The sequence below is a fragment of the Gulosibacter macacae genome (genome assembly GCF_003865375.1).
Taxonomy (GTDB): Bacteria; Actinomycetota; Actinomycetes; order Actinomycetales; family Microbacteriaceae; genus Gulosibacter; species Gulosibacter macacae.
The window spans coordinates 13,938-38,415 of the sequence record NZ_RQVS01000012.1; the positions used below are offsets into that span (position 1 = coordinate 13,938).

17 protein-coding genes are annotated in these 24,478 nt (G+C 65.7%); 7 read left to right on the forward strand and 10 right to left on the reverse strand.

Annotation, left to right across the window (positions count from 1 at the left end; all coding sequences use genetic code 11):
* The first annotated feature begins 181 nt into the window (after nucleotides 1-181).
* From glgX to treZ, 3 genes are read left to right on the forward strand one after another with little or no spacing between them, the layout of a single operon-like run.
* Nucleotides 182-2,413: a glycogen debranching protein GlgX gene (gene glgX / locus EG850_RS10055; RefSeq protein WP_124973206.1), complete on the forward strand. Its 2,232-nt coding sequence runs from the start codon at nucleotides 182-184 to the stop codon at nucleotides 2,411-2,413.
* Between the two features lie 29 nt (nucleotides 2,414-2,442).
* Nucleotides 2,443-4,764 carry a malto-oligosyltrehalose synthase gene (gene treY, locus EG850_RS10060; RefSeq protein ID WP_124973208.1) on the forward strand — a complete coding sequence of 774 codons (2,322 nt, stop codon included), beginning with the start codon at nucleotides 2,443-2,445 and terminating at the stop codon, nucleotides 4,762-4,764.
* Nucleotides 4,765-4,776: 12 nt separating this feature from the next.
* Nucleotides 4,777-6,582 (forward strand): malto-oligosyltrehalose trehalohydrolase, encoded by a 1,806-nt coding sequence (gene treZ / locus EG850_RS10065; protein WP_124973070.1) that lies wholly within the window; start codon nucleotides 4,777-4,779, stop codon nucleotides 6,580-6,582.
* On the opposite strand, the gene dinB is transcribed toward treZ, so the two are convergent.
* The gene (gene dinB, locus EG850_RS10070; RefSeq protein WP_268878160.1) at nucleotides 6,579-7,862 is read right to left on the reverse strand and encodes a DNA polymerase IV; all 1,284 of its coding nucleotides are present in this window, start codon (nucleotides 7,860-7,862) and stop codon (nucleotides 6,579-6,581) included. The two genes, treZ and dinB, sit on opposite strands and share 4 nt — an antisense overlap.
* A 69-nt stretch (nucleotides 7,863-7,931) precedes the next feature.
* Between dinB and EG850_RS10075 the strand changes: the two genes are divergently transcribed.
* A complete protein-coding gene (locus EG850_RS10075; protein ID WP_124973072.1) occupies nucleotides 7,932-9,668 on the forward strand; it encodes an AMP-binding protein in 1,737 nt (578 codons plus the stop codon).
* A gap of 59 nt (nucleotides 9,669-9,727) precedes the next feature.
* On the opposite strand, the gene EG850_RS10080 is transcribed toward EG850_RS10075, so the two are convergent.
* The gene (locus tag EG850_RS10080; protein ID WP_235829294.1) at nucleotides 9,728-10,528 is read right to left on the reverse strand and encodes a GNAT family N-acetyltransferase; all 801 of its coding nucleotides are present in this window, start codon (nucleotides 10,526-10,528) and stop codon (nucleotides 9,728-9,730) included.
* Between the two features lie 11 nt (nucleotides 10,529-10,539).
* Nucleotides 10,540-11,646, reverse strand: a complete 1,107-nt coding sequence (locus EG850_RS10085; RefSeq protein WP_124973076.1) for a hypothetical protein — start codon at nucleotides 11,644-11,646, stop codon at nucleotides 10,540-10,542.
* Nucleotides 11,647-11,891: 245 nt separating this feature from the next.
* Here EG850_RS10085 and EG850_RS10090 point away from each other — a divergent pair, with 245 nt between their 5' ends.
* The gene (locus tag EG850_RS10090; RefSeq protein WP_124973212.1) at nucleotides 11,892-12,761 is read left to right on the forward strand and encodes an acyl-CoA thioesterase; all 870 of its coding nucleotides are present in this window, start codon (nucleotides 11,892-11,894) and stop codon (nucleotides 12,759-12,761) included.
* 201 nt (nucleotides 12,762-12,962) lie between these two features.
* Here the strand turns inward: EG850_RS10090 and EG850_RS10095 are convergent, their stop codons facing one another.
* Nucleotides 12,963-13,643 (reverse strand): NUDIX domain-containing protein, encoded by a 681-nt coding sequence (locus EG850_RS10095; RefSeq protein ID WP_185715027.1) that lies wholly within the window; start codon nucleotides 13,641-13,643, stop codon nucleotides 12,963-12,965.
* Nucleotides 13,644-13,758: 115 nt separating this feature from the next.
* Here EG850_RS10095 and EG850_RS10100 point away from each other — a divergent pair, with 115 nt between their 5' ends.
* Entirely contained in the window at nucleotides 13,759-14,526 is a 768-nt protein-coding gene (locus tag EG850_RS10100) for an MBL fold metallo-hydrolase (RefSeq protein WP_124973080.1), read from the forward strand.
* 103 nt (nucleotides 14,527-14,629) lie between these two features.
* On the opposite strand, the gene gatB is transcribed toward EG850_RS10100, so the two are convergent.
* The 4 genes from gatB to EG850_RS10120 form a co-directional block, all read right to left on the reverse strand.
* Nucleotides 14,630-16,141, reverse strand: a complete 1,512-nt coding sequence (gatB, locus tag EG850_RS10105) for an Asp-tRNA(Asn)/Glu-tRNA(Gln) amidotransferase subunit GatB (protein ID WP_124973082.1) — start codon at nucleotides 16,139-16,141, stop codon at nucleotides 14,630-14,632.
* Nucleotides 16,141-17,661, reverse strand: coding sequence for an Asp-tRNA(Asn)/Glu-tRNA(Gln) amidotransferase subunit GatA (gene gatA / locus EG850_RS10110; RefSeq protein ID WP_124973084.1), 1,521 nt, complete (start codon nucleotides 17,659-17,661; stop codon nucleotides 16,141-16,143). The genes gatB and gatA overlap by 1 nt, the downstream gene beginning before the upstream one ends.
* Nucleotides 17,661-17,960 (reverse strand): Asp-tRNA(Asn)/Glu-tRNA(Gln) amidotransferase subunit GatC, encoded by a 300-nt coding sequence (gene gatC / locus EG850_RS10115; protein ID WP_124973086.1) that lies wholly within the window; start codon nucleotides 17,958-17,960, stop codon nucleotides 17,661-17,663. Before gatC ends, gatA begins: the two co-directional genes overlap by 1 nt.
* An 87-nt stretch (nucleotides 17,961-18,047) precedes the next feature.
* Entirely contained in the window at nucleotides 18,048-20,495 is a 2,448-nt protein-coding gene (locus tag EG850_RS10120; RefSeq protein ID WP_124973088.1) for a DUF6882 domain-containing protein, read from the reverse strand.
* Between the two features lie 163 nt (nucleotides 20,496-20,658).
* Between EG850_RS10120 and EG850_RS10125 the strand changes: the two genes are divergently transcribed.
* Complete coding sequence (locus tag EG850_RS10125) at nucleotides 20,659-21,603, forward strand: acyl-CoA thioesterase (RefSeq protein ID WP_124973090.1); 945 nt, start codon at nucleotides 20,659-20,661, stop codon at nucleotides 21,601-21,603.
* A 59-nt stretch (nucleotides 21,604-21,662) separates the two neighbouring features.
* Here the strand turns inward: EG850_RS10125 and ligA are convergent, their stop codons facing one another.
* Both ligA and EG850_RS10135 read right to left on the reverse strand, forming a co-directional pair.
* Nucleotides 21,663-23,999: an NAD-dependent DNA ligase LigA gene (gene ligA / locus EG850_RS10130; protein ID WP_124973092.1), complete on the reverse strand. Its 2,337-nt coding sequence runs from the start codon at nucleotides 23,997-23,999 to the stop codon at nucleotides 21,663-21,665.
* Nucleotides 23,996-24,478: a hypothetical protein gene (locus EG850_RS10135; protein WP_124973094.1), complete on the reverse strand. Its 483-nt coding sequence runs from the start codon at nucleotides 24,476-24,478 to the stop codon at nucleotides 23,996-23,998. The genes ligA and EG850_RS10135 overlap by 4 nt, the downstream gene beginning before the upstream one ends.

The window sequence follows — 24,478 nt, forward strand, 5'->3', positions numbered from 1 at the left end:
AACGCTACGGCGCAGCGGTGCGTGCGGGCTGGGAAGTAAACAACACCGGCCCCAGTTCAGGGATCTCTCCCCGAGCCGCCCTAAGGTAGGCACCTGATGAAAGGGACCACGCATGACGCAGATTGAGAACGCGAACGCCGAAGCTCCCAACCAGAACCGCGCGGCACCGCCACGCGATGGGATGACGCCGGCGACGATCCAGGATGCTCCACTCAAGAGCTGGCCAGGAACCGCGTACCCGCTCGGAGCCACCTATGACGGCTCGGGCACGAACTTTGCCATCTTCTCTGGTGGCGCCGAAAAGGTAGAACTCTGCCTCTTCGATGACGAGGGCAACGAGACCCGCGTGCAACTCTTTGAACAGGATGCTTACGTCTGGCACTGCTACCTGCCGCTCGTGCAGCCTGGCCAGCGCTACGGGTACCGCATCCACGGCCCCTACGACCCCGCGAGCGGTCAGCGGTACAACCCAAACAAGCTCGTGATCGACCCCTATGCGAAGGCCGTCACCGGCAATATCGACTGGAACCAGGCGGTCTTCTCGTACAACTTCGGCGACCCCGAGTCGCGCAACGACGAAGACTCAGCGCACTACATGCCGAAGGGCGTGGTGATCAACCCGTTCTTCGACTGGGCCGGCGACCGCCACCCGCGCACTCCCTACGCCGACTCGTTCATCTACGAGGCCCACGTCAAGGGCCTCACGATGTTGCATCCCGATGTGCCCGAGCACATGCGCGGCACCTACGCGGGCGTCTCGCATCCGGCCATCATCGAGCACCTCAAGAAGCTTGGCGTGACTGCCATCGAGCTCATGCCGGTGCACGAGTTCGTGCACGACTCCACGCTCGTCGAGCAGGGCCTGCGCAACTATTGGGGCTACAACACGCTCAACTTCTTCTCGCCGCACGGCGACTACTCCTCGACCGGTGACGCCGGCCAGCAGGTGCAGGAGTTCAAGAGCATGGTGCGCGCCCTCCACGCAAACGGCATCGAGGTCATTCTCGATGTGGTCTACAACCACACCGCCGAGGGCAATCACCTCGGCCCGACGCTCTCGTTCCGCGGGCTCGACAACGCCGCGTACTACAAGCTCGAACCGGATGCGCGCTACTACACCGACTACACCGGCACCGGTAACTCGCTCAATATGCGCCACCCGCACTCACTGCAGCTCATCATGGACTCGCTGCGCTATTGGGTCACCGAGATGCACGTCGACGGCTTCCGCTTCGACCTCGCCTCGACCCTCGCGCGCGAACTACACGATGTCGACAAGCTGTCGGCGTTCTTCGATCTCGTGCAACAAGACCCGATCGTCTCGCAGGTGAAGCTCATTGCCGAGCCGTGGGATGTGGGCCCCGGCGGCTACCAGGTCGGCAACTTCCCGCCGCTGTGGACTGAGTGGAACGGCAAGTACCGCGACACCGTGCGCGACTTCTGGCGCGGTGAGCCTTCGACGCTTGGCGAGTTCGCCACGCGCATCACCGGCTCGGCCGACCTCTACGAGCGCTCGGGTCGCCGCCCGGTCGCTTCGATCAACTTCGTCACCGCGCACGACGGCTTCACCCTGCACGACCTCGTGTCGTACAACGAGAAGCACAACGAAGCGAACGGCGAAGACGGCCGCGACGGCGAGTCACACAACCGCTCGTGGAATAGCGGCGCCGAGGGACCGACCGCCGACCCTGAGATCAACGCCCTGCGCGCCCGCCAGCAGCGCAACTTCATTGCCACGCTCATGCTCTCGCAGGGTGTGCCGATGATGCTGCACGGTGATGAGCTCGGGCGCACCCAGCGCGGCAACAACAACACCTACGCGCAAGACAACGAGCTCTCGTGGATTGATTGGTCGAGCGGCGACCAGCCACTCACCGAGTTCGTGCGGGCGCTGTCGACGTTGCGCCGCGAGCATCCGACCTTCCGCCGCCGCCACTTCTTCAACGGCAAGGTGGCCAAGCGCGGCGAGGGTGAGGGCCTGCCCGATGTCGTCTGGCTCTCGACCGATGGCAGCCAGATGGTCGATGAAGACTGGAATGAGGCGTTCGTCAGGGCGACCGGCTACTTCCTCAACGGTGACGCCATCGCCGGCCGCGATGAGCACGGTGAACGCATCACCGACCGCAGCTTCATCATCTATTTCAACGCCTCCGAGACCGATATCCCGGTCACGCTCCCCTCGCGCGAAATCACCATGTCGTGGGAAGTCGTGATCGATACGGCGGGCGAACTCACCTCGCACGTGCCGTTCCACAAGGGCGAAGAATTCCAGCTCGAACCGCGCTCGCTCGTCGTGTTGCGCGAGTACCTCGAGCCCGAAGCTGAGCCCGACCACTCTGTTGCCGCATCCATCGCCACGATGACCGCAGCCATTCCGATTGTGACCAACACTTCGGACGTCACCGCGACCTAGTCGCCCTGCTGAGAGGACCCCGCGTGACCATTCGCATGCCCCACAGCACCTACCGTTTACAACTCACACCCGAGTTCACCTTTGACGACGCCGCCGCGCAGATTCCGTATCTCGCGCGGCTCGGTGTCGACTTCATCTACCTCTCGCCGATTCTCCAATCGTCGGAGGGGTCGATGCACGGCTACGACGTCGTCGACGTCACCCGCGTCGACGAGGCGCGTGGCGGGCGTGCGGGCTTTGAACGCCTCGCAACTGCCGCGCATGAGGCGGGCCTCGGCGTGCTCGTCGACATCGTGCCGAACCACATGGGCGTCGGTACCCCGCGCGAGAACGCGTGGTGGTGGGATGTGCTCGCACACGGTCGCGACTCGAAATTCGCCGAGTACTTCGACATTGATTGGGATGCGGGCGGCGGGCGGGTGCTGTTGCCGATCGTTGGCGACGACGACATGCCGTCGGCCCCGGGCGAGCCCATCGGCCATGTCACGATCGACCGCGAGGCGGGCATCCTGCGCTATTGGGATCTCGAACTGCCGCTTGCCGACGGCACCGCCCCCGAAGATGCGGATGTGCGCACCGTCTTGCGTGCCCAGCACTATCGGCTCGTGCACTGGCGGGTTGGCGATTGGCAACTCAACTACCGCCGCTTTTTCGTCGTGACTTCGCTCGCCGGGTTGCGCGTTGAGGTGCCCGAAGTGTGGGATGCGGCCCACGCCGAGATTCTCTCGTGGGTGCGCGAGGGGCTCGTCGACGGTCTGCGCATCGATCACCCGGATGGGCTGCGCGACCCGCGCGGCTACCTCGAGCGGCTGCGTGAGGCAACCGGCGGCATCTACATCTCGGTCGAGAAGATTCTCGAACCGGGCGAACAGCTCCCCGGCGATTGGGCCTGCGAGGGCACCACCGGCTACGACGCGCTCGGCGAGTTCGAACGCGTGCTCGTCGATGCCGACAGTCGCGCCGACCTCGAACAGCTCGCCGCGCGCCTGTCGACGCGTGACACCGACGATTGGCCGACGCTCGTGCATCACATGAAGCGCTTCGTCACCGATGAACCGCTGCAGGCGGAGCTTTTGCGCATTGGCGGCGAGCTTGCGGCGGCGGGTATTGACCGGCCGGATGCGGTTGACGCGGTCGCCGAGATCGCCGCCTCGTTCCCGGTCTACCGCACGTACTTGCCGCACGGCGAAGAGCTGCTGCGCCAGGCCGCCGAGGATGCGGCGGATTGGCGCCCTGATCTCGGCCCGGCAATCGAGGCGGTGCTGCCAGCGCTCCTTGACCCCGAGCATCCGGCTGCCCTGCGCTTTCAGCAGACGACCGGGATGATCATGGCGAAGGCGGTGGAAGACCGCGCCTTCTATCGTTACTCGCGCCTCACCTCGCTCAACGAGGTCGGCGGCGACCCGTCGGTGTTTTCGCTCACGGTTGATGAGTTTCACGAGGCGCAGCGCCGCCGGCTCAACTCCTGGCCGCTCGCGCAAACGGCACTGTCGACTCATGACACCAAGCGCTCGGAAGACGTGCGGGCCCGCATCACCGCGATCAGCGAGATTCCGGATGAGTGGGCCGAGGCGCTGCGCGAGCTACTCGATATTGCCCCGCTCGCGAACCGTGGGTTCGGCAATCTGCTCTGGCAGGCGGTGCTCGGAGTGTGGCCAGCTTCGCGTCAGCGCGTGCACGACTACGCCATCAAGGCCGCTCGTGAAGCGGGCGATGTGACGACCTGGACGGCGGTCGACACCGAGTTCGAAGACTCATTGCATCGTGCCGTGGATGCGGCGTTTGACCACCCGGCGGCCCGAGCGATCGTCACCCGGCTTGATGACCTCATCACCGAACCCGGGCGCTCGAACTCGCTCGTGCTCAAGGCGATGCAACTGCTCGCGCCGGGCGTCCCCGATGTGTACCAGGGCACCGAGCTGTGGGATCGCTCGCTCGTCGACCCCGACAATCGCCGCCCGGTTGACTGGATGTCGCGCGCGGCGGCGCTCGATGCCGTCACGCACGGGGCACGCCCGCCTATCGACGACACCGGCGCGGTCAAACTCATGATCGTGACCGCGGCGCTGCGCATGCGGAAGGTGCTGCCCGAATATTTCAAGGGCTACGAACCAATCACCGCGGCGGGTGTCGCGGCTGACCACGTCATCGCCTTCGACCGCGGCGGCGTTGCCCTCGTCGGTACGCGCTTGCCACGACAGCTTGCCGAGGGCGGCGGTTGGCACGACACCCGGGTGGACCTGCCTGCCGGAGTCTGGCTCGACCAGCTCAGCGGCCGTGAATTCTCGGGCGTCACCCCAGTTGCAGCACTCCTTGCCGACCTGCCGGTCGCGATGCTCGTACGTCGATAGAAAGGGCCGCCCGTGCGCGATTCACGTTTTGACATTTGGGCGCCCCGCGCCAGCCGGATGCGGGTGCTCATCGACGGCGAAACCTACGACATGGTGCGCACCGACGAGTCGTGGTGGCAGCCGGTCGGTCTCGCGCCGCTCGACCCCGAAGCCCCGCTCGGTGAGCACGACTACGGGTATCTCATCGACAATGACGACACCCCGCGCCCCGATCCCCGCTCGCGGCGCCAGCCGGCCGGTGTGCACGGCCTCTCGCGCACCTTCGATGCGAGTAGCTACCAGTGGCACGACGACGCCTGGACCGGCCGACAACTCGCCGGCGGCATCATCTATGAGCTGCACGTCGGCACCTTCACCGTCGACGGCACCCTCGACGCTGCCATCGACAAGCTCGATCACCTTGTCGACCTCGGCGTCGATTTCGTTGAACTCATGCCGGTGAATGCCTTCAACGGTGACCACGGCTGGGGCTACGACGGCGTCTATTGGTACGCCGTGCACGAGCCCTATGGCGGCCCGCTCGCCTATCAGCGCTTCGTCGATGCCTGCCACCAGCGCGGCCTCGGCGTGATCCAAGACGTCGTCTACAACCACCTCGGGCCCTCCGGGAACTACCTCGGCATGTACGGCCCGTACTTGTCTGGCCAACACACGACCGCCTGGGGTGACGCCGTCAACCTCGATGGGTTCGACTCCGACCAGGTACGCCGCTACCTCATTGACAATGCGCTCATGTGGGTCACCGACTTCCACGTTGATGGTCTGCGTCTCGACGCCGTGCACGCACTCGTCGACACCGCGGCCACCCACATCCTCGAACAGCTCGCGAACGAGATCGACGCGGCTTCGGCGCATCTTCGTCGCCCGCTCTCACTCATCGCCGAATCTGATCTCAATGCCCCGCGCACGATCGCCACCCGCGACGCCGGCGGCTACGGGCTCACTGCCCAGTGGTCAGATGACTTTCATCACGCCGCCCACGTCTGTCTCACCGGCGAAGACGATGGCTACTACGAAGACTTCGCGGAGTCGCGCGGCGGCTTTTCGGCGCTCGAAAAGGTGCTCACCAAGGGCTTCTACCACGATGGTTCGGTGTCGACTTTCCGCCGTCGCCACCACGGCCGCCCCCTCAGCGCTAATACCCGCGCGTGGCGGCTGGTCGTCTCGACCCAGAATCACGACCAGATCGGCAATCGCGCACGCGGTGACCGACTGTCGGAGTCGCTGAGTCCCGAACAGCTCGCCGTTGGCGCGACGCTCCTCATGTGCTCGCCCTTCACCCCGATGCTCTTCATGGGCGAGGAGTGGGGCGCGCTCACACCGTTCCAATTCTTCTCATCGCATCCCGAACCCGAGCTCGCCCAGGCCACCTCAGAGGGCCGCATTGCCGAGTTCGCACGCATGGGTTGGGATGCGACCGAGGTGCCGAATCCGCAGGATCCCGACACCTATCGCCGGTCGATGCTCGATTGGATGGAGCTGGATCGACCTGAGCGTTCCGGCCTGCTCGACGTCTACCGTCGCCTTATCCGGCTGCGCCACGCGCATCCCGAGCTTTCGTCACCGTGGTTGCGCGATGTCACGGTAACCGCGGATGCGGCGCAGCGTACGTTCTCGTTCTGGCGCGGCGATCTGCAGGTGGTGCTCAACTTCTCGGATGCGGTGCGCGAAGTCGCGCTCGATGTCGATGTGCGCTGGACGAAGTATCGGGAGCAACCGGAGCTGCTCTTCGCAACCTGCGACGATGTGGCGGTGGAGGGCGAACTCGCGACCATGCCGCCGCACTCGGCTGCCGTGTTTGGCCCGCAGGCGCCCTAGTCGAGGCCCTGGCTCGGGCGGTTTGGCCGCTCGCTCAACCCGGTACCCCGATCTCGGCGCTCATGGCGACCGAGAAGCGAAGCCGGGCGCAGTGCATCCTTGCCGAATCGTGCCGTAGCCGTATCAACGGCCCGCTCGGCGGCCTCCCACTCTTCGTCGTCTCCCTCGTCCCAAAGCGTCAACGAGGTCGCGTCGTCGGCGTCACTAAGGTGATCGGCTCGCACACCAATGAGCCGCACCGCGCGCCCCTCGCCGTGGGCCTCATCCAAAAGCTTTGCCGCCGCGCGAAAGAGCACGAGGCCAGTATTCGAGGGCCGCTCGAGTCGCACCTGACGCGAGAGCGTCTCGAAGTTCGCCCATCGCAACTTGATCGCCACCGTGCCGGCCACGAGCCCCGCACGTCGCAAGCGGGCACCGACGGCATCAGCCTGCGCACGCACCTCCCGCTCGAGCTCGGCATGCGAGGTGACATCGACATCAAAGGTCTGCTCATGCGACACCGACTTCTCGCGCCGCTCGATTTCAACCCCGCGCGGGTCGCGGCCCCAAGCGAGATCGGCCAGCCGCTCCCCCATGGCCTTGCCAATCATGCGGTCGAGCGCCGCCCTCGGGGTGTGCGCGAGTTCAAATACCGTGCTGATGCCGCGACTGCGCAGCTTCTGCTCGGTCGTCGCACCGACGCCCCAGAGCGCGCCGACCGGCAGAGCGTGCAGGAACGGAATGGTGTCTTCGGCAGGAATCACGAGCATCCCGTTTGGTTTGCATTTACCGCTCGCGAGCTTCGCCACGAACTTCGTGGATGCGGCGCCAACCGAGCAGGTAAGCCCGGTGATCTCGAGCACGCGCCGACGAATGAGCTGAGCAATCTCGGTCGGTGAACCAAAGAGTTTCGTTGCCCCGGCGACGTCGAGGAAGGCCTCATCAATCGACAGCGGTTCGACGAGCGGTGTGATGTCGCGGAACACTGCCATCACTCGGGCAGATGCATCGCGGTACTTCTGCATATTTCCCGGCAGCACGGTCGCTTTCGGGCACAGCTGCAGCGCCCGACCGATGGGCATCGCGGCGTGCACGCCAAAGGCGCGGGCCTCGTAGCTCGCCGACGAAACGACACCGCGGCCTCCTGCACCACCGACGATGACCGGCTCGCCGCGCAGATCGGGCCGATCGAGGAGTTCGACCGCGACGAAGAATGCATCCATATCGACGTGCAAAATCGTGGCGCTCGAATCGTCACCGAATGCTCCGGTAACGCGATCACCAAGATCCTTACGACTCACACCACCTATTTCACACCGAGCCAACGACATTCGCAGGTCGTGTCGGAGGGTCACCGTAAGCTTTTCGACATGGATGCGAAGGAACTCAACGAGACCCGTGCCTGGCTGAGCAACTACGCAGAGGGGGTTCCTGCCGATATCGAACCGGCGGATTGCTCGCTCTACGACGTACTCGAACGCACCACCGAGAAGTTTCCGGATGCCCCCGCCATCGAGTTTTTCGGCGCCGAACTCACCTTCAGCCAATTGCACGAGCACGTGCTTCGCTTTGCGAATGGGCTACGTCGTATCGGCGTCAAGGCTGGCGATCGCGTGGCGCTTGTCATGCCGAACTGCCCGCAGCACGTCATCGCCTACTACGCGGTGCTGCGACTCGGCGCGATCTGCGTCGAGCACAACCCGCTGTACACCCGTGACGAGTTGCGCACGCAGTACCTCGATCACGGCGCCTCGATCACCGTCGCCTGGGACAAGATCGCGCCCCTCGTGCAATCGCTTCGCGGTGAGGTTGAGGTCAAGCACGTCATCTCGGTGAACATGACCAAGATGATGCCCCTGAAGATGCGCCTCATGCTCAAGCTGCCGGTGAAGAAGGCGCGCGAGGGTCGCGAGAAGCTCACGGCAGCTGCGCCCGGCACGGTGCCGTTCGAGAAGCTGCTCGGTCAGCAGCCGATTCCGGCGTCAGTGCCGAAGCCGGGGCCCAACGACATCGCCGCGTTCTCGTACACCTCGGGCACCACCGGCACGCCGAAGGGCGCAATGCTTTCGCATGCGAACCTCGTGTCAAACGGTCGCCAGGGTGCCGCGTGGATGCCTGACTTCACGCCCGGTCGCGAAACGATCTACCTCTTCCTGCCGCTCTTCCACTCGTTCGGGCTACTGCTCGGCATCATTTACGGGGTCACTTCGGCCTCGCGCGTCGTGCTCTTCCCATCGTTTGACCCCGATCTCGTGGTGGCGGCCTCGAAGCGTCACCCGGCCACCTTTGTACCGGGCGTACCGCCAATGTATGACCGTTTGGCGCGCGTTGCGGCCGAAGGTGAGCTTGATCTCTCGGCCGCGCACTACGCGATGAGTGGCGCAATGACGCTCACCGATGCCACGGTGAAGCGCTGGGAATCGGTGGCTGGTGGCCGCCTCACCGAGGGCTATGGCCTGACCGAGGCGTCGCCGTTCTGCTGCGTCAATCCGTTCGCCCCGAACCGCAAGATCGGCACGATCGGCCTGCCCGCTCCGTCAACGACGGTGAAGGTGGTCGACCCCGACAATATCGATGTTGAAGTCGCCTTGGGCGAGGTTGGCGAGCTCGTTGTGCACGGGCCGCAGGTCTTCCAGGGCTATTGGAACAATCCCGAAGAGACCGCGAAGGTGCTATTGCCTGGCCAGTGGCTGCGCACCGGTGACCTCGTCACCCAGGATGCCGATGGCTTCATCACGGTCGTCGACCGCAAGAAGGAAATCATCATCACCGGTGGCTTCAACGTGGCACCCACTGAGGTCGAGAAGGTCTTGGCCGGGGCACTGGGCATTGCTGAGGCGGCCGTTGTTGGCATTCAGCGCGGCTCAAGCGGGGTGGAGTCGATCACGGCGGCTGTTGTGCTCGCCGAGGGCGCGACCTTCGATGAGGCTGCTGTACGTGCCTATGCCCGCGAGCACCTCGCCGAGCACAAGGTGCCGCGCAGCTACGTCGTTTGGGAGGAGTTGCCGAAGTCGCTCCTCGGCAAGGTGCTCCGTCGCCGCGTGAAAGAGACGCTCACGGCCAACCCGAAAGCCACCCGCGCCGAAGTGGCCGACGACGAGGAGTAGTCAGCACTATATCGCTGGCCGGGGAAGGCGTGTGCTGAGGCACTCGAAGCACCAGTTCCTCACGCTTCGAGAGCCTTAGCGAGCGGATTTGTCGAGAGCCTCAGCGAGCGGATCCGCCGAGAGCTTCCGCGAGCGGATCCGCCGAGAGCTTCCGCGAGCGGCGACCAGGTGACGCCGAGCCCGACCTTGCGGAACCCAAGGCGCTCGTAGAGTCCCTCGCCCATCGCGCTCGCGCTCAGCGTCGCGGGCAGTTCCGGTGCCGCCGCGACCGCCCGGTGCGTCAGCGCGAGGCCAATGCCCTGGCCGCGCACTTCGGGCAACACCGCAACGGCACTCACCGTCACCCCGTGCCGACCCACAACCCGCAAGCTCGTACCCACCGGCTTGCCATCGAGTTCGGCAAGATAGAGCGCAAGCCCGGGCACGTGCACACTGGCAGCCGGATGCAATTCGCCGGGCTCCCGCGTGAGGTCACCATTGGCCTCAAACACGGTCCGCTCCCAGGTCGCCACATCGGCCGAACGCACGATCCGGCGCACCACGAGGTCCGGATGCATGGGAATAGTGGGCGGCGGTTGCGGATCTCGATGCATCCACGCCGTCGTGCCGGTGAGGGTGCGTCCCGGCAGATCTTCCGGGTCAAATAGGCCAAACGGATCGCCAACGCTACCTGCAACGGTAGCCAATTGTGCCGCATCCGCCGAGGAAGTTACCGCCATGCCACCGAGCAGAATTCGGTGCGGACTCCCGGTGGGAGCCCATGCCACATCCTGTTCGAGGCGCCAGCGACTCTGCAGGCCAGCGTGCACCGCGCGCTGTAGTTCACTCTCGCCGCGAGCGCAGCGTTCGAGCAGGTCCATCACACAGCAATTCAGCCAAAGTGGGCGGCACCGGCGCGCGTCACGAAAATCGTGTCATCGTCACCAACGGCAAGGAGTCCCTTGCGAATTGTTTGCCGCAGCGACGACCCGATGTTCACCGGCACTCGCCAACTCATCCGCTCGTACCCGGCAGCGACCGCGCGTGGCGTCACTTCGTGGCCACGGGTAATAAGCCAGGTGGTGATGACGACATTGCGCTGGTCGTTGTTCGACGGTGGGGCCTGGTTGGCGAGCCCGCGCAGCGTGCGATGGGTCGGCAACTCGGATGCGGCAGTCGAACCGCGCGCAGCGATCACTTCGCTTTCGAAGGCGGGCTGGCGACGATGTGGCCGCGGGTCATCGGCGGGGAGGACGTCGTCGGCATCGCCGATACCAGCGCCCGCGAGCGCGGCGGCATCGCCAGCCTCGTCATCGTCGTCGCTGGTGCCAGCTGCATCGGGGCCGGCGTCGGTTTTCGTGTCTGCGTCTGCGTCTGCGTCTGCGTCAGCATCAGCATCAGCATCAGCAGTCGAAGCAGTCGCTGAGTCCGTGTCGGTCTCGCTGACAGCGTCGACCGCATCCTCTTCGACCTCATCAGGACGACCAGCGCGCACGTCAAGCACGTCGAGATCATCGATGGCGGCGCCGCCAATCACAATCGCCGAGACGTAGGTGTCGAAGACGCTGCGGCGCACTGCGGGTTCGTGCAGATCGACCAGGGTGACGAGTTGCGAAATCACCGGCACGAGGCGGCCGAAACCTTCGGCGGAGGCAGCGCGCTCAGCCGGTGCCGAGTCAGCGACGGTCGCTTCCTTCGACTTGCTTGGCTTCTTGCGCTTCGCCGACTTGTCGTTCTTGGCCGACTTGTCGGACTTGCTCGGCTTCTCGGCCTTGGCTGCCTTTTCGGGCTTTGCCGCCTTGTCACCCTTCGCTGGCTTCGATTCCTTGGCCGGCTTCTCCGCCTTCTTGTCTGTCTTCGACTTCTTCGGTTTCTTCGGCTTATCGAGCTTCGCGTCAGTTGCGGGTGCCGATTCCCACGTCAGCAACGACTCATCGAGCGGTTCTCGCTTCGACTTGCCAACCTTGGTAGCGGCAGCGTCCTTCTTTGGCTTAGCCATGTCCGCATCCTCTCGCGCGATTCGACCAATTCCCTAAGGCTAGGGGCCGATGCCCCAAGATTAGGGGCAAGCAGACGGTTCGTGCGCCAACCAGCTGCGGCGCGGCCCCGACATAGACTTGCCCGGTGACCACTGAGAACGCCAGCGCCCGCGATCAAGCCAAGCACAGCCGCAATGCCCCGATGGGGTGGATCGGCTCGGGTGGCGCAGCGTTCTCTCCCGAAGCATTCAACGAGCTCGAGCAGATGCCCCCGCTCGACTCGTTCCTCGCGACCCTCAATCTTGTCAACACTGGCGCTCGCACCAACGACGATCTCTTCATCGGACAGAGCCAGTGGATGCCCCACGGGCGCATCTTCGGCGGCCAGGTCGCCGCGCAATCGATTGTTGCCGCAAGTCGCACCGTGCCGGCAGATCGCCCGATTCACTCCATGCGCGGCTACTTTCTGCGCCCCGGAGACATCCGCACGCCGATTACCTTCTCGGTTGACCGCATCCACGACGGCGGTTCGTTCTCGACCCGGCACGTGCAGGCTTACCAGCAGGGCGAGCCGATTTGGTCGATGATCGCAAGCTTCCAGATCGAAGAGACCGGGCTCGAGCATTTTGAACCGATGCCAGTAGGCCTACCCGACCCGGAAACGCTGGAGTCGGAGGCCTCGCATGTCGAGCGCGCGGGTGAGTCACTTGCGAACTACTGGGTGCGCCGCCGCCCCTTTGCCATGCGGCATGTGGGCGGGCCAATCTACCTTGAGCCCGGCGAAGGCCGCGAGGCCATCGATCATGTCTGGGTGAAGGCGATGGGGCCGTTGCCAGATGACCCGCTCGTGCACCGCGCCGCGCTCGCCTATGTGAGTGACTACGTCATGCTCGACCCGGCGCTGCGTCGGCACGGGCTCGCCTGGACCGACCCGCGCATCCGTGTTGCGAGCCTTGACCACGGCGTCTGGTGGCACCGCTTCGCTCGGGCCGACGAGTGGCTACTGTTCACCCTCAAGACGCCGAACACACACGGTGGGCGGGTGCTCTCGCAGGGCTACTTCTACGATCGTGAAGGCCGACTCGTCGCGAGCGTCTCGCAAGAGGCCATGCTGCGACTCAAAGAGTTGCGCTAGCCCGCGTCGCCAGAATTTCGCCGACACAGCGCGCTACTGCGTTCCAAATGGAACCTGTGGCGTGCCGAATGGAACCCAAGGTGTGCCATTCAGATCCATCCGTGGGTGGCTCGATCACGTGACCAGGCATTTCTTGGCGAGGATGCGTGCCCACAGTTCCAAATGCAACGCAATGAGTTCCATTCGGAACGCCCAGTCGCGCTAGCCCGCGTCGCGCAGGTAGCGCCAGGGCAACGCCGCGGTCTCGAGCCGGTGGCGGCCCTGGCCATTGCCGAGTTCATCCTCAAACGCCGCATCGCCAAACCAACAAAAGAACTGCTCTGCCTTACGGAACCGGGTGGCGTAGTGATCGACCGGCCCGGCCGCCGCATGCTCAACCACCTCGGCCGCGGAACGATGTTCGGCGAGCTGGTGCAGCGTCACCCAGGTCGGAACGACCAGTTCCAGCTCGCCTGCGGTGTGCGCCTCGAGCATCTCGCGGGGCGTCACCCACTCGACCGCCGCAACCTCTTCGGGCTGAGGGTTAAGTTCTCCCGAGTGCTCATCGGCGACGAAGAACCAGCTGCGAAACTTCGGCTTCGTCTGTGCGGGCGGAGTCCAAATCGCCAGTGGCACGAGTCGATCAGCATCGGTGTCGAGCCCCGTCTCCTCGTGCAGCTCGCGCCGCCCAGCCGCTCGCGCCGAAAGCTCTTCGGCTTCATCGGCGAAGCTACCCACCGGCGCATCCGCCGCGTCAACCGCTCCCCCGGGCCACACCCAGGCCCCACCAAACGACGCCGCCTGCGGCCGCTGAATCATGAGCGTTTCAAAACCACCCGGCCGGTCGCGCACGAGCAACGTCGTCGCCGAAAGCCGAAATTTGTCTGCGTGCTCGCCCGTCACCTTGTTCTCCTCACCCGGCCAGTCGACGTTGACCGACCACGGCTGCCGTGACGGCAGATTACCGGAGATGAGGTCAGTATCACGAAGAATTCGTGGAGCCGACTACGCTGACGGCATGGTGGATGCACTTGCGCTTGAGCTTTCCGACGGCGTGCGCCGCCTGCGCGCCCCGAACCCGGGCCCGATGACCCTCACCGGAACAAATAGCTATCTCATTGGGCGCCGTGGCGCCGTCGTGATCGATCCTGGTCCCGCCGACGACGAGCATCTGGATGCGCTGGTCGCCGTCGCGGGCCGCGTCGAGCTCGTGCTCATCACCCATCGACACCGCGACCACACCGCCGGTATTGACGGCCTTGTCGAGCGCACCGGTGCCCCCGTGCGCGCGCTCTTGCCCGAGCACTGCCGCGGCGCCGAACCCCTCGTTGACGGCGAGCGCATTGATGCCGCGGGGGTGCCGCTTGATGTGGTCGCGACCCCCGGGCACACCTCAGATTCGCTCTCGTTTTTCGTGCCGGGTGCCCGGATGCTCCTCAGCGGCGACACGATCCTCGGCGGCTCAACGACCGTGCTTGATCACCCCGATGGCACCCTTGCGGACTATCTCGCGACGCTTGAGGCGCTCTCGGCACTCGGTGACCGCACCGGGGCGAGCATCCTGCCAGGGCACGGTGAGCCGATTGCGGCGCTCGATGCTGAGGCGCAGCGCCTGCATGCTCACCGCTTGCGGCGACTCGAGCAGGTGGTGGCGGCGCTCGCGCACCTCGGCGAGGAGGCCACTGCTGACGACATCGTCACGCAGGTCTACCCGGATGCGCCGGCGGGCGTCATTCCTGCCGCGCGCCACTCGATTGAGGCTCAGCTCGCGCATTTGCGCGCCTAGCGAGGAAAGGCGGCCCGCGATTTGCATTTCAGGGCCTCATGCCGCTCCGGGAGCGGGATGAGCCTCTAGATTGCAAATCGCGGGCCGCGCCTGCGTCGAGGTGCTACTGCGCGGCGCGCTCGAGGATGAGTTCACGCACGCGGCCAGCGTCAGCCTTGCCGGCCATCGCCTTCATCACGGCACCGATCACCGCACCGGCTGCCTGCACCTTGCCATCCCGAATCTTCTCGAGCACATCGGGCTGTGCCGCGAGCGCCGCATCGATCGCCTCGATGAGCGGGCCATCGTCTGAGACCACCGCGAGACCGCGCGATTCGACCACCTCGCGGGGGGTACCCTCACCGGCGAGTACACCTTCGAGCACCTGACGGGCGAGCTTGTCGTTCACGACGCCCTCGCTGATGAGCTGCTCAATCTCGGCGACCTGCGCCGGCGTGGCGAGGTCGGTGGGCTGCAGCTGACGCTCGTTCGCGATGCGGCTGAGCTCCCCCATCCACCACTTCTTGGCACCGGCAGCCGAGGCGCCAAGCGCAACGGTCTCATCCACCGCGTCGAGGAGGCCACCGTTGACGATGTCCTGGAACTCGAGGTCGGTGAACCCCCACTCGGCCTTGAGTCGGCGACGACGCAACACCGGCTGCTCCGGCAGTGCCGCGCGTAGCTCATCCACGAACGCCCGGTCGGGGCGCAGCGGCATGAGGTCGGGTTCCGGGAAGTAGCGGTAGTCGTCCGCATCCGACTTCGGACGCCCCGGCGAGGTGCGGCCGGTGTCTTCGTGCCAGTGACGCGTCTCCTGCGTCACCGTGCCGCCACCGGCGAGAATCGCCGCCTGACGCTGAATCTCGTAGCGCACCGCGCGCTCAATCGCGCGGAACGAGTTGACGTTCTTCGTCTCGGTGCGGATGCCGAGCTTCTCTTCGCCGCGTGGACGTAGCGAGACGTTCGCGTCACAGCGCAGGTTGCCGCGCTCCATGCGTGCTTCCGAGACGCCGAGCGCGCGCACGATATCGCGAATCGTCGACACATAGGCGGCGGCCAGCTCGGGAGTGCGTTCCTCGCCACCGAAGATGGGGCGGGTGACGATCTCAACGAGCGGCACACCCGCGCGGTTGTAGTCGACGAGTGAGGCTTCTGCACCCTGGATGCGGCCGGTCGAGCCACCCATGTGCGTGAGCTTGCCCGCATCCTCTTCCATATGGGCGCGCTCGATCGGCACGTGGAAGACGGTGCCGTCACCGAGTTCAACCTCAACCGAACCGTCGAAGGCAATCGGATCGTCGTACTGCGAGATCTGATAGTTCTTCGGGTTGTCGGGATAGAAGTAGTTCTTGCGCGCGAAGCCAGACTCTTCGGCGATCTCGCAGCCGAGCGCGAGGCCGAGCTGCATCGAGAACTTGACGGCTTCAGCGTTGACCACCGGCAGCGTGCCGGGGAGGCCAAGGTCGACCGGGCCAACGAAGGTGTTCGGCTCGGCGTCGTGGTGGCCGGCGGCCGGGTTCGGCGTCGGCGAGAACATCTTCGTCGCCGTCGAGAGTTCGACGTGCACCTCGAGACCGATCACCGGCTCAAAGCGTGCGAGCGCCTCGTCGTAGTCCATGAGTTCGGGCTTCGCCATTAGCGAGTCGCCTCCTTGAGCTCGGGCGCGGAAGCCAGCAGCGGCTGACCCCAGTCTTGTTCGAGCGCGCGCTCGAGCGCTGCGCTCACGGTGTAGAGGCGCGCATCCTCGCGAGCTGGCGCCATGAACTGGATGCCGACGGGCAGGCCGTCGCTGAGCCCCGAGGGCAGCGAGATGGCGGGCACACCCGCGAGGTTCGCGGGGATGGTCGTGAGGTCGGCGACGTACATCGCGGTTGGGTCTTCGGTGCGCTCACCGAACGCCCACGCCACGGTGGGCGAGGTCGGCGTCGCGAGCACGTCAACGCTAGCGAATGCATCCGCGAAATCGTTCTGCACGAGCGTGCGCACCTTCTGCGCTGAGCCGTAGTAGGCGTCGTAGTAGCCCGACGAAAGCGCGTAAGTACCGAGCAGGATGCGTCGCTTCACTTCGTCGCCGAAGCCAGCCGCGCGGGTGGCGCTCATGACGCGCTCGACGTTCGGCGTGCCCTCGGGCGTGACGCGCAGGCCGTAGCGCACCGAGTCGTAGCGCGCGAGGTTGCTCGACACTTCGGCCGGCATAAGCAGGTAGTAGGCGGCAACTGCGTAGCCGAAGGTTTCGGTGTCGATCCAGGTGATTTCGGCGCCGAGGTCGCGCAGGCGGTCAACCGTGGTGCTGAAGTTCTCAAGGACGCCCGGCTCGAAACCCTCGCCCTCGCAGATCTGCCGGGGCAGACCCACGCGCACGCCCTTGAGGGCACCGTCGACCTGGCCGGCGCGAGCGGCGTCGGCGAAGCTTGGCCAGCTCTGGTTGATCGAGGTCTGGTCGCGAGTGTCGTGGCCACCGATGACGTCGTGCAGGAGCGCCGTGTCGAGCACGGTGCGGGCCGCGGGCCCAATCTGGTCAAGCGACGATCCCATCGCGAGCGCACCGTAGCGGCTCACGCCACCGTAGGTCGGCTTCATGCCGACCGTGCCGGTGACGGCCGCGGGCTGGCGAATCGAGCCACCGGTGTCGGTGCCGAGCGCGAGCGGTGCCTCGTAGGCGGCGACGGCGGCCGAGGAGCCACCCCCCGAGCCGCCGGGGATGCGGTCGAGGTCCCAGGGGTTGCGCGTCGGGCCGTAGGCCGAGTGCTCGGTCGATGAACCCATCGCGAACTCATCAAGGTTGGTCTTGCCCAGGATGGGCATGCCCGCTTCGCGCAGGCGCTCGACGACGTGCGCGTCGTACGGCGGCACCCAGCCCTCGAGGATGCGGCTGGCGGCTGTGGTCGTGACGCCCTTGGTGGCGATGTTGTCCTTGACCGCGATCGGCACACCGGCGAGCGGCGAGAGCACCCCTCCAGCGGCGCGGCGGCGGTCAACTTCGGCGGCTTGCTCGAGTGCGCCCTCGGCGTCGACGGCAAGGTAGGCGTGCACATCGCCTTCCACAGCGCGGATGCGGTCAAGGTGCGCTTCAGTGGCCGCGACTGCGGTCGTGGCACCGGTGCGTAGCTGCTCGGCAAGCTCGGCTGCGGTGACGTGGATGAGCTGCTCAGTCATTACTGCTCCTCCCCCAGGATTGCGGTCACGCGGAAACGCGTTTCATCGCGATCGGGGGCGCCGGAGAGCGCCGCCTCGCGGTCGAGCACCTGGCCCGGCACGTCGTCACGCGTCACGTTGTGCATGACGAGCGGGTGGCTCGCCGGGGGCACATCGGGCGTCGCGACTTCTTGCACGGTGGCAATGAGGTGCTGGATCGACACGAGTTGTTCGGTCATGCGGGCAACCTCATCGGTCGTGAGGTCGATCCGCGCGAGGCCGGCGAGGTGTTTCACGTCGGCGGCGGTGATGTCGGACATGCGGCTCCGTCTTCAGGTGCGAGTACAACGGAGGCAAGTCTAGTCACCGCCACGAGATGCCGGGCGGTGACCAGGATGCTCGCCGAGCTACTGGGGCGCGGGAGGTCGCCAACCTGGGTTGTTCTGCTGCTGGCGCGGGTCTTGCCACGGCTGTTGGTCGTTCATTGGCTGACCTTGACCGGGCGGGGGTGCGGTGGGTTGTCCCCACGGCTGACCGCCGGGCACACCCTGGCCCGGTGCGTGGACGCCCTGGCCAGCACCGGGACCGCCGTGCTGTTGTCCGAAACCTTGTTGTGGCGTCGGCTGACCCGGGGCCGGCTGACCGAATCCTTGCTGGCCAAAATCCTGCGCACCAGGACCTTGCGGGCCGGGAGTCGGTTGGCCGGGGCCCTGCTGCCCATAGCCCTGTTGCCCGAACCCCTGCGGCGCAGGCTGGCCGAACGCGGGCTGACCGGGCTGACCGAATCCCTGCTGGCCCGGCTGGCCAAAGCCCTGAGAGCCGGGTGCCTGTTGCCCGAAGCCCTGCTGTGCAGGCTGCCCGAACCCTTGCTGACCGAAACCTGGCTGTCCGAATCCCTGCTGCGGCATTCCTTGCTGGCCACCCGGGAAGTTTTGCTGCTGCCCGAATCCGGGTTGAGCGGGAGCCTGGAACCCGCCCTGCGCGGGAGCGCCGTAGGTCGGGTTGACCGGCTGAGCCGGACCGCCCTGATACCCGGGAGTTGCCGGATAGGTCGGGTTCACCGGATACGTCGGGTTCGCCGGGTACGTAGGGTTGACCGGCGGTTGCGCGGGGAATCCCTGTGGTTGTCCGAATCCCTGTTGTTGTGGCGGGAAGAACTGTCCTTGAGGCTGCTGTTGCGGCGCCTGAGGCGTGCCATAACCGGGTTGTTGCCACGGCAGAGTGCCTGGCTGTCCGAACGGCGCGGGGGCTTGCGGACCCTGCGGCGGTTGCGGCGGGAACGGCTGGACGGGGTGGCCCGGCTGAGCGGGAGCCGGGTTACTGCCGGGCTGCTGACCGTAACTGCGCGGCTGGTCGTAGCCGAAGGGTCCGGGCATCCCGGATGCATCAGGCGCACTTGCCGGGGATGCCGGTTGCCCCGGGAATGATGCGGCGGGCTGCTGCGGGAAGCCCGGTTGCGCGGGCTGCTCCGATGGGAATGGGAGCGGTGCCGGACCCGGTTGCATCGTCGATCCGGGTTGCCCGAAACTCGCGGGGTGCTCGGTGCCGTTGAACGGCGACACGTTATCGAACGGCGAGGCGAACGGGTCGCTAGTCGGTGCCGAAGGTGCTGGCGGCGCGGGCTCTTGTTCGACCGCAGCCGCAGGGTCAGCCACGAAAGGTGACGCGCCAAAGGGCGACTCATCATCATCGAGATCGACGTTCGCCACGGCATCTTCGGCTGCCTGCACCTGCTCGGCGCTCGGCTCGACCGGTTCGAGCTCATCCGAGTCGTCGGTGCCAGCGGCCTGCTCGGTGGCGACAGCGTCCTGCTCGTCAGAGGTAGCGGCCTGCTCGTCGACGTTAGCGGTCTGCTCGTCGACGTTAGCGGTCTGCTCGTCAGCGTTGAACCCTTCGGCTGTCGACTCATCCGCGACGTCCACGTCAAGGGTCTGCGCTTCGGCTACAGGCTCGTCTGCAGTCGGCTCCACTGCGGACTGCTCTTCAGCGGTCGGCTCCACTGCGGCCTCCTCCACTGAGGTCGGCTCCTCAGCGACAGTTGGTTCCGACGACGACGCCTCGCCCGCGGGCTCCTCATTCGAGCTCTGGTCGTCGCTCATCGCCGAGCGAAACCATTCCGACGACTCGGGGTCCTCGCCGAGCGGCTCCGTTGCATCCACATCGCCTGCCGCGACCACATCGTGCGTGACGCCCGAGATCGACGTCATCCGACCCTCCGTGTCGAAATCAACGTCGATGCCGCCGTGGTTGTTGCGCAGACGCATGCCGCGCTCAGAGCCCTCGACCGGTTCAATGACGAGCCCGATGCGCTCGGCATACGCCACGAGTGCACTGCGGTGGTCTTCCACCACCTGCAGGTCGATGCCGCGCATCACCGTGCTGATGAGTCGATCTGCGTCGGGCGCGGGCAGTTGCCCGGCGTCGACGGCGAGCACCACGGTGAGCCCGTTGCCCGCATCCACCGAAATCCAGTGGTTCGCCGAGCCAATCGACTCCGCGGCGAGCTGCAAGAGCAGCGACGGTGTTTCGCTGAGCGTCACCACCGGAGTTGTGAGTTCGCTCACGCCGAGGTCGCTGCCAACGCTGCGCACGCGCTCGGCAAGGGCGAGGGCTTCGGCCGGGAACTGGTTGACGTTGTGCCAGCCCCACATCCAGGTGCCGGCCGACTTGGAAATCGAACCGATGAGCTGCACCGGGAACGTTGAATCGCCCTCGGGTGCGTGAAAGGTGATTGCCGGCACCGACATGTCGACCGAGCAACCGGCGCCGCCGGTGCGATCGGCGAGATCAGATTCGGCCTGCACGTGTGAGAACAGCGATTGTCCGGCCAACTCGACAAGCTTCGTGGTTGCCACGTGCGCCTCCTGAATTCCACTGGTCGCGCGCCTTCTTCGCACCGCACCAGATACCTCGGACAGGCTACCCGAGCCGCGTTACCACCAACATTGGTGCACTCGCCCCGTGACACAATGGATACGAGCGCCACGTGTGCTCGCCGACTGAGTCGAAGGGGACGCCGTGCACGATCGAATTACGCTCAGATTTCTTGCCGCGCCGACCGATGAAACACGCGATGGCACGAGCATCCAGGCCGGTCGCGTACTCGAGTGGATCGACAAGGCGGGTTATGCCTGCGCGGCCGGCTACAGCGGTCAATACTGTGTGACCGCCTACGTCGGCAATGTGCACTTTTCGCAGCCGATTCGCCCGGGCGCGCTCGTCGAAGCGACCGCGCAGATCATCCACACGGGGCGCTCGAGCATGCACGTGCTCGTTTCGGTGGAGTCGGCGAACCCGCGCTCGGGCGAGTTTTCGCTCGCCACGCACTGCTTGCTCGTGTTCGTAGCCATGGATGAGAACCGCAAGCCGGTGCCCGTGCCGCCCTGGCGTCCGCGCACGAAGGAAGACGAGCGCCTGTCGACCGGCGCCGTGGAACGCACCGAGGCGCGGCGCGAGATTCACGACCTTATGCTCGCCCAGGAGTACACCGACGCAGGTACGACGCCGGTACTCACGTTCCGGTTCCTCGCGAACCCGACCGATGTGAACTGGGGCGGCAACGCCCACGGTGGCATTGTGATGCGATGGATTACTGAGACCGCGCAGGCGCTCTCAACGAGCTACTTCGGCGATGAAACGGTGTGCGTCTACACCGGTGGTATTCACTTCCACCACCCGGTGCACATCGGTGATGTCGTTGAGGTGACGGCGCGGATCATTCACACCGGTGACCACTCGATTCACATGCCGGTGCGCGTGAGTGCGACGAACCCGCGCGATATGAACTTTCAGCTCACAACTCGCTGCATGACCGTGTTTGTGCACGTGGATGAGGATGGTCACGCCGCTCCGGTGCCGCAGCTTGAACTGGTGAGCGACGAGGATTTCCGGCTCAACGAGCACGCGCGCGACATCATCCGCCGCCGCGGCTCACTGCCGCCGCTCGAAACGCCCCGCCGTTAGGTCGGGATCTCGATACGGCCTGCGACCTACTCGATCAACCAGGATGCCGCGCTACTCGATCAACTCGGGAGGCCAGCGACGGCGTCGGGGCCGCCTTCGAGCAGGAGTCGGAAGCCATCAGCATCAAGCACCGGGATGCCGAGTTCCTCAGCCTTCGTGAGCTTCGACCCGGCACCCGGCCCGGCCGCCACAAAGTCGGTCTTCTTCGAGACTGAACTTGCCGCCTTGCCACCGGCGGCAATGATCGCTTCTTTCGCGCCGTCGCGCGTGAATCCCTCAAGCGTGCCCGTGGCCACGACTGTGAGTCCACTCAGCGGCCCCTCAACCGTCACCGCCGCGCCTGGCCCCGGATGCCCTGGTGTGGCGAAGGCAACTCCAGCGGCTCTCCAGCGCTCAATGATCTCGAGGTGCCAGTCGACCGCGAGCCACTCCGTGATCGACTCGGCGATGATCGTGCCCACACCCTCAACCGATGACAGTTCCTCGGGTGTTGCCGCGCGAATCGCGTCGAGTGAGCCGAACCAATCGGCGAGTGCACGTGCGGCCACCGGCCCGACATGACGAATGTTGAGCGCGACGAGCTGACGCCAGAGTTCCTTCGTCTTCGCCTTCTCAAGCTCTTCCAGCAGCTTGTACGCCTGTGCTGAGGGCTCAATGACTCGGAAGTTCTTGCGGAACCCGGCTTTGCGCCGCTCGGCCGCGGTGAGTCCAGCGGCCTCGGGCGCGTAGTCGAGGCGCACCTTTTGGAATGGCGCTCGACGCACGAGCTCGCCCGCCTCATCCCGCTTCTCTTCACCGGTTTCGCCATCGCGCACCACGACGACAATCGGCACGAGCTCGTCGAGCGTCAACTCGAACAGGCGCGCCTCGGTTTCCAACGGCGGTTCGGCCGGCACTTCTGGTTGCGTCAATGCGGCCGCCGTCACCTCACCGAGCACTTCGATGTCGAGCCCACCGCGCGAGCCGATGTGCTCGACTCGGCCGCGCACCTGCGCCGGGCATGAGCGTGCGTTCGGGCAACGAAGGTCGATATCGCCCTCTTTCATCGCGCGCAGCTCGGCACCGCATTCGGGGCACACGCTCGGCATGACGAATTCACGTTCGGTGCCATCGCGGTCGGCTACGACCGGCCCGAGCACCTCGGGAATGACATCGCCAGCCTTGCGCAACACGACGGTGTCGCCGATCTTTACGCCCTTCGCACGCACCACATCCTGATTGTGCAGCGTCGCTTGGCGTACGACGCTGCCCGCAACCCGCACGGGTTCCATGACCGCGTACGGGGTGGCGCGGCCAGTGCGACCGACGCCCACGCGAATATCGAGCAGCTTTGTGTGCACCTCTTCGGGCGGGTATTTGTAGGCGATCGCCCAGCGCGGGGCCCGCGAGGTAGTGCCAAGTTCGGCGTGGTCGGCAAGGTTGTCGACTTTGACGACGATGCCGTCGATCTCGTGTTCGATCGATGCGCGACGCTCGCGATACTCCTCAATGAACTCGAGCACCGACTCGGTGCCGCGACGCACCTCGACATGCGGACTTGTCGGCAAGTCCCAGCCGGCGAGCAGTTCGTAGACCTCTGATTGCGCGGCAACCGGCGGATCTGCCCAGTCACCGATGCCATGGACGTAGAGCCGCAGCGAATTCAGGCGGGCAAGTCCAGCTTCGTGTTCGAGCCCGGTCTTCTTGTCGAGTTGCTGGCGCAGCCCGCCACTCGCGGCATTGCGCGGGTTCGCAAACGGCGGGAACCGCCGCTCGGCGCGGGTCGTCGCCGTGGCGAGATCCAGCGCACCGCGCTCGGCAATGACGCGTTCGCGCAGGTCAGCCTGCAGGGCATTGAGCGCTTCAAACTCAGCGACGGGGATGAACACCTCGCCGCGAACTTCAAACGCATCCGGGTGCCCGCTCCCCTGCAATTGCGTCGGGATGCCTGCGACGCGAATCGCGTTCTGGGTGACGTCTTCACCCGTGCGGCCATCACCCCGGGTTGCCGCACGCACGAGACGACCGCGCTCGTAGCGCAGGTTGATCGCGAGCCCGTCAATCTTGAGTTCGGTGAGCCAATCGACCTCGCGGCCAACTGCCGTCTCGGTCTTTGCCAGCCACTCGCGCAACTCCTCGAGCGAAAAGACGTTGTCGAGTGAGAGCATCCGCTCGCCGTGCACGACCGGCGCGAACATTTCCGAGACTTCGCCGCCGACCCGCTGGGTTGGCGAGTCTTGCGATTCGAGCTCGGGATGCATCCGCTCAAGCGCCTGCAACTCGGCCATCGCAGCGTCGTACTCGGCATCGGGAACGAGCTGCGTGTCTTGCTGGTAATAGGCGTCAGACCAGGCGGCGAGCTGCTCACGCAGCGCATCAACGCGACCGCGGGCCTCGCCAAAGCTGAGTTCGCTCACTTCGCGGCTCGCTCCGCGAGGGTCGCGAACGAGCGCTTCTTCGCCGCGCCAAGGAGCCACTCCACCTTGTCGGCAAGCTTGCGCTCGGCCCGCTTTGGACTCGTGGTGTCGAAATAGACGTAGGCGAGACCGACGACGAAAATGACCACTGCCGCGGCAACGAAGATCCAGAACTGCCCCATATCGGGCTGCATCAGCAAGACCGAGCCACCGAGCACGATGCCCGCGATGATGAGCCAGAGCATGACGGCCATGAGCCAGTCGGCGAGGCCGAACTTGCGCGCCCGGGTTGTCGATTGCTCGGCGAGCTGTTCGGCCTCGCGGCGGAACTTCGCATCAAAGTCGGTCGCGGCACGGTCAAGATCAGCCGGATGCGCATAGGACTTCGCCCACCGTTCAGTGCGATCAAGCATGCGGTCGAGCGCTTCGCCGTCTTTGAGTGCGGGCGCATTCGGGCGCTCGCTGCGGGACCGTGCCAA

Bases quoted from the DNA above. Each gene is read 5' to 3' on its own strand.
- EG850_RS10085 (WP_124973076.1), bottom strand. From the start codon at position 11,646: ATGGCTAAGCCAAAGAAGGACGCTGCCGCTACCAAGGTTGGCAAGTCG.
- EG850_RS10080 (WP_235829294.1), bottom strand. From the start codon at position 10,528: ATGGACCTGCTCGAACGCTGCGCTCGCGGCGAGAGTGAACTACAGCGC.
- EG850_RS10075 (WP_124973072.1), top strand. From the start codon at position 7,932: ATGGATGCGAAGGAACTCAACGAGACCCGTGCCTGGCTGAGCAACTAC.
- gatA (WP_124973084.1), bottom strand. From the start codon at position 17,661: ATGACTGAGCAGCTCATCCACGTCACCGCAGCCGAGCTTGCCGAGCAG.
- EG850_RS10100 (WP_124973080.1), top strand. From the start codon at position 13,759: ATGGTGGATGCACTTGCGCTTGAGCTTTCCGACGGCGTGCGCCGCCTG.
- gatC (WP_124973086.1), bottom strand. From the start codon at position 17,960: ATGTCCGACATCACCGCCGCCGACGTGAAACACCTCGCCGGCCTCGCG.
- glgX (WP_124973206.1), top strand. From the start codon at position 182: ATGACGCCGGCGACGATCCAGGATGCTCCACTCAAGAGCTGGCCAGGA.
- EG850_RS10090 (WP_124973212.1), top strand. From the start codon at position 11,892: ATGCCCCCGCTCGACTCGTTCCTCGCGACCCTCAATCTTGTCAACACT.
- gatB (WP_124973082.1), bottom strand. From the start codon at position 16,141: ATGGCGAAGCCCGAACTCATGGACTACGACGAGGCGCTCGCACGCTTT.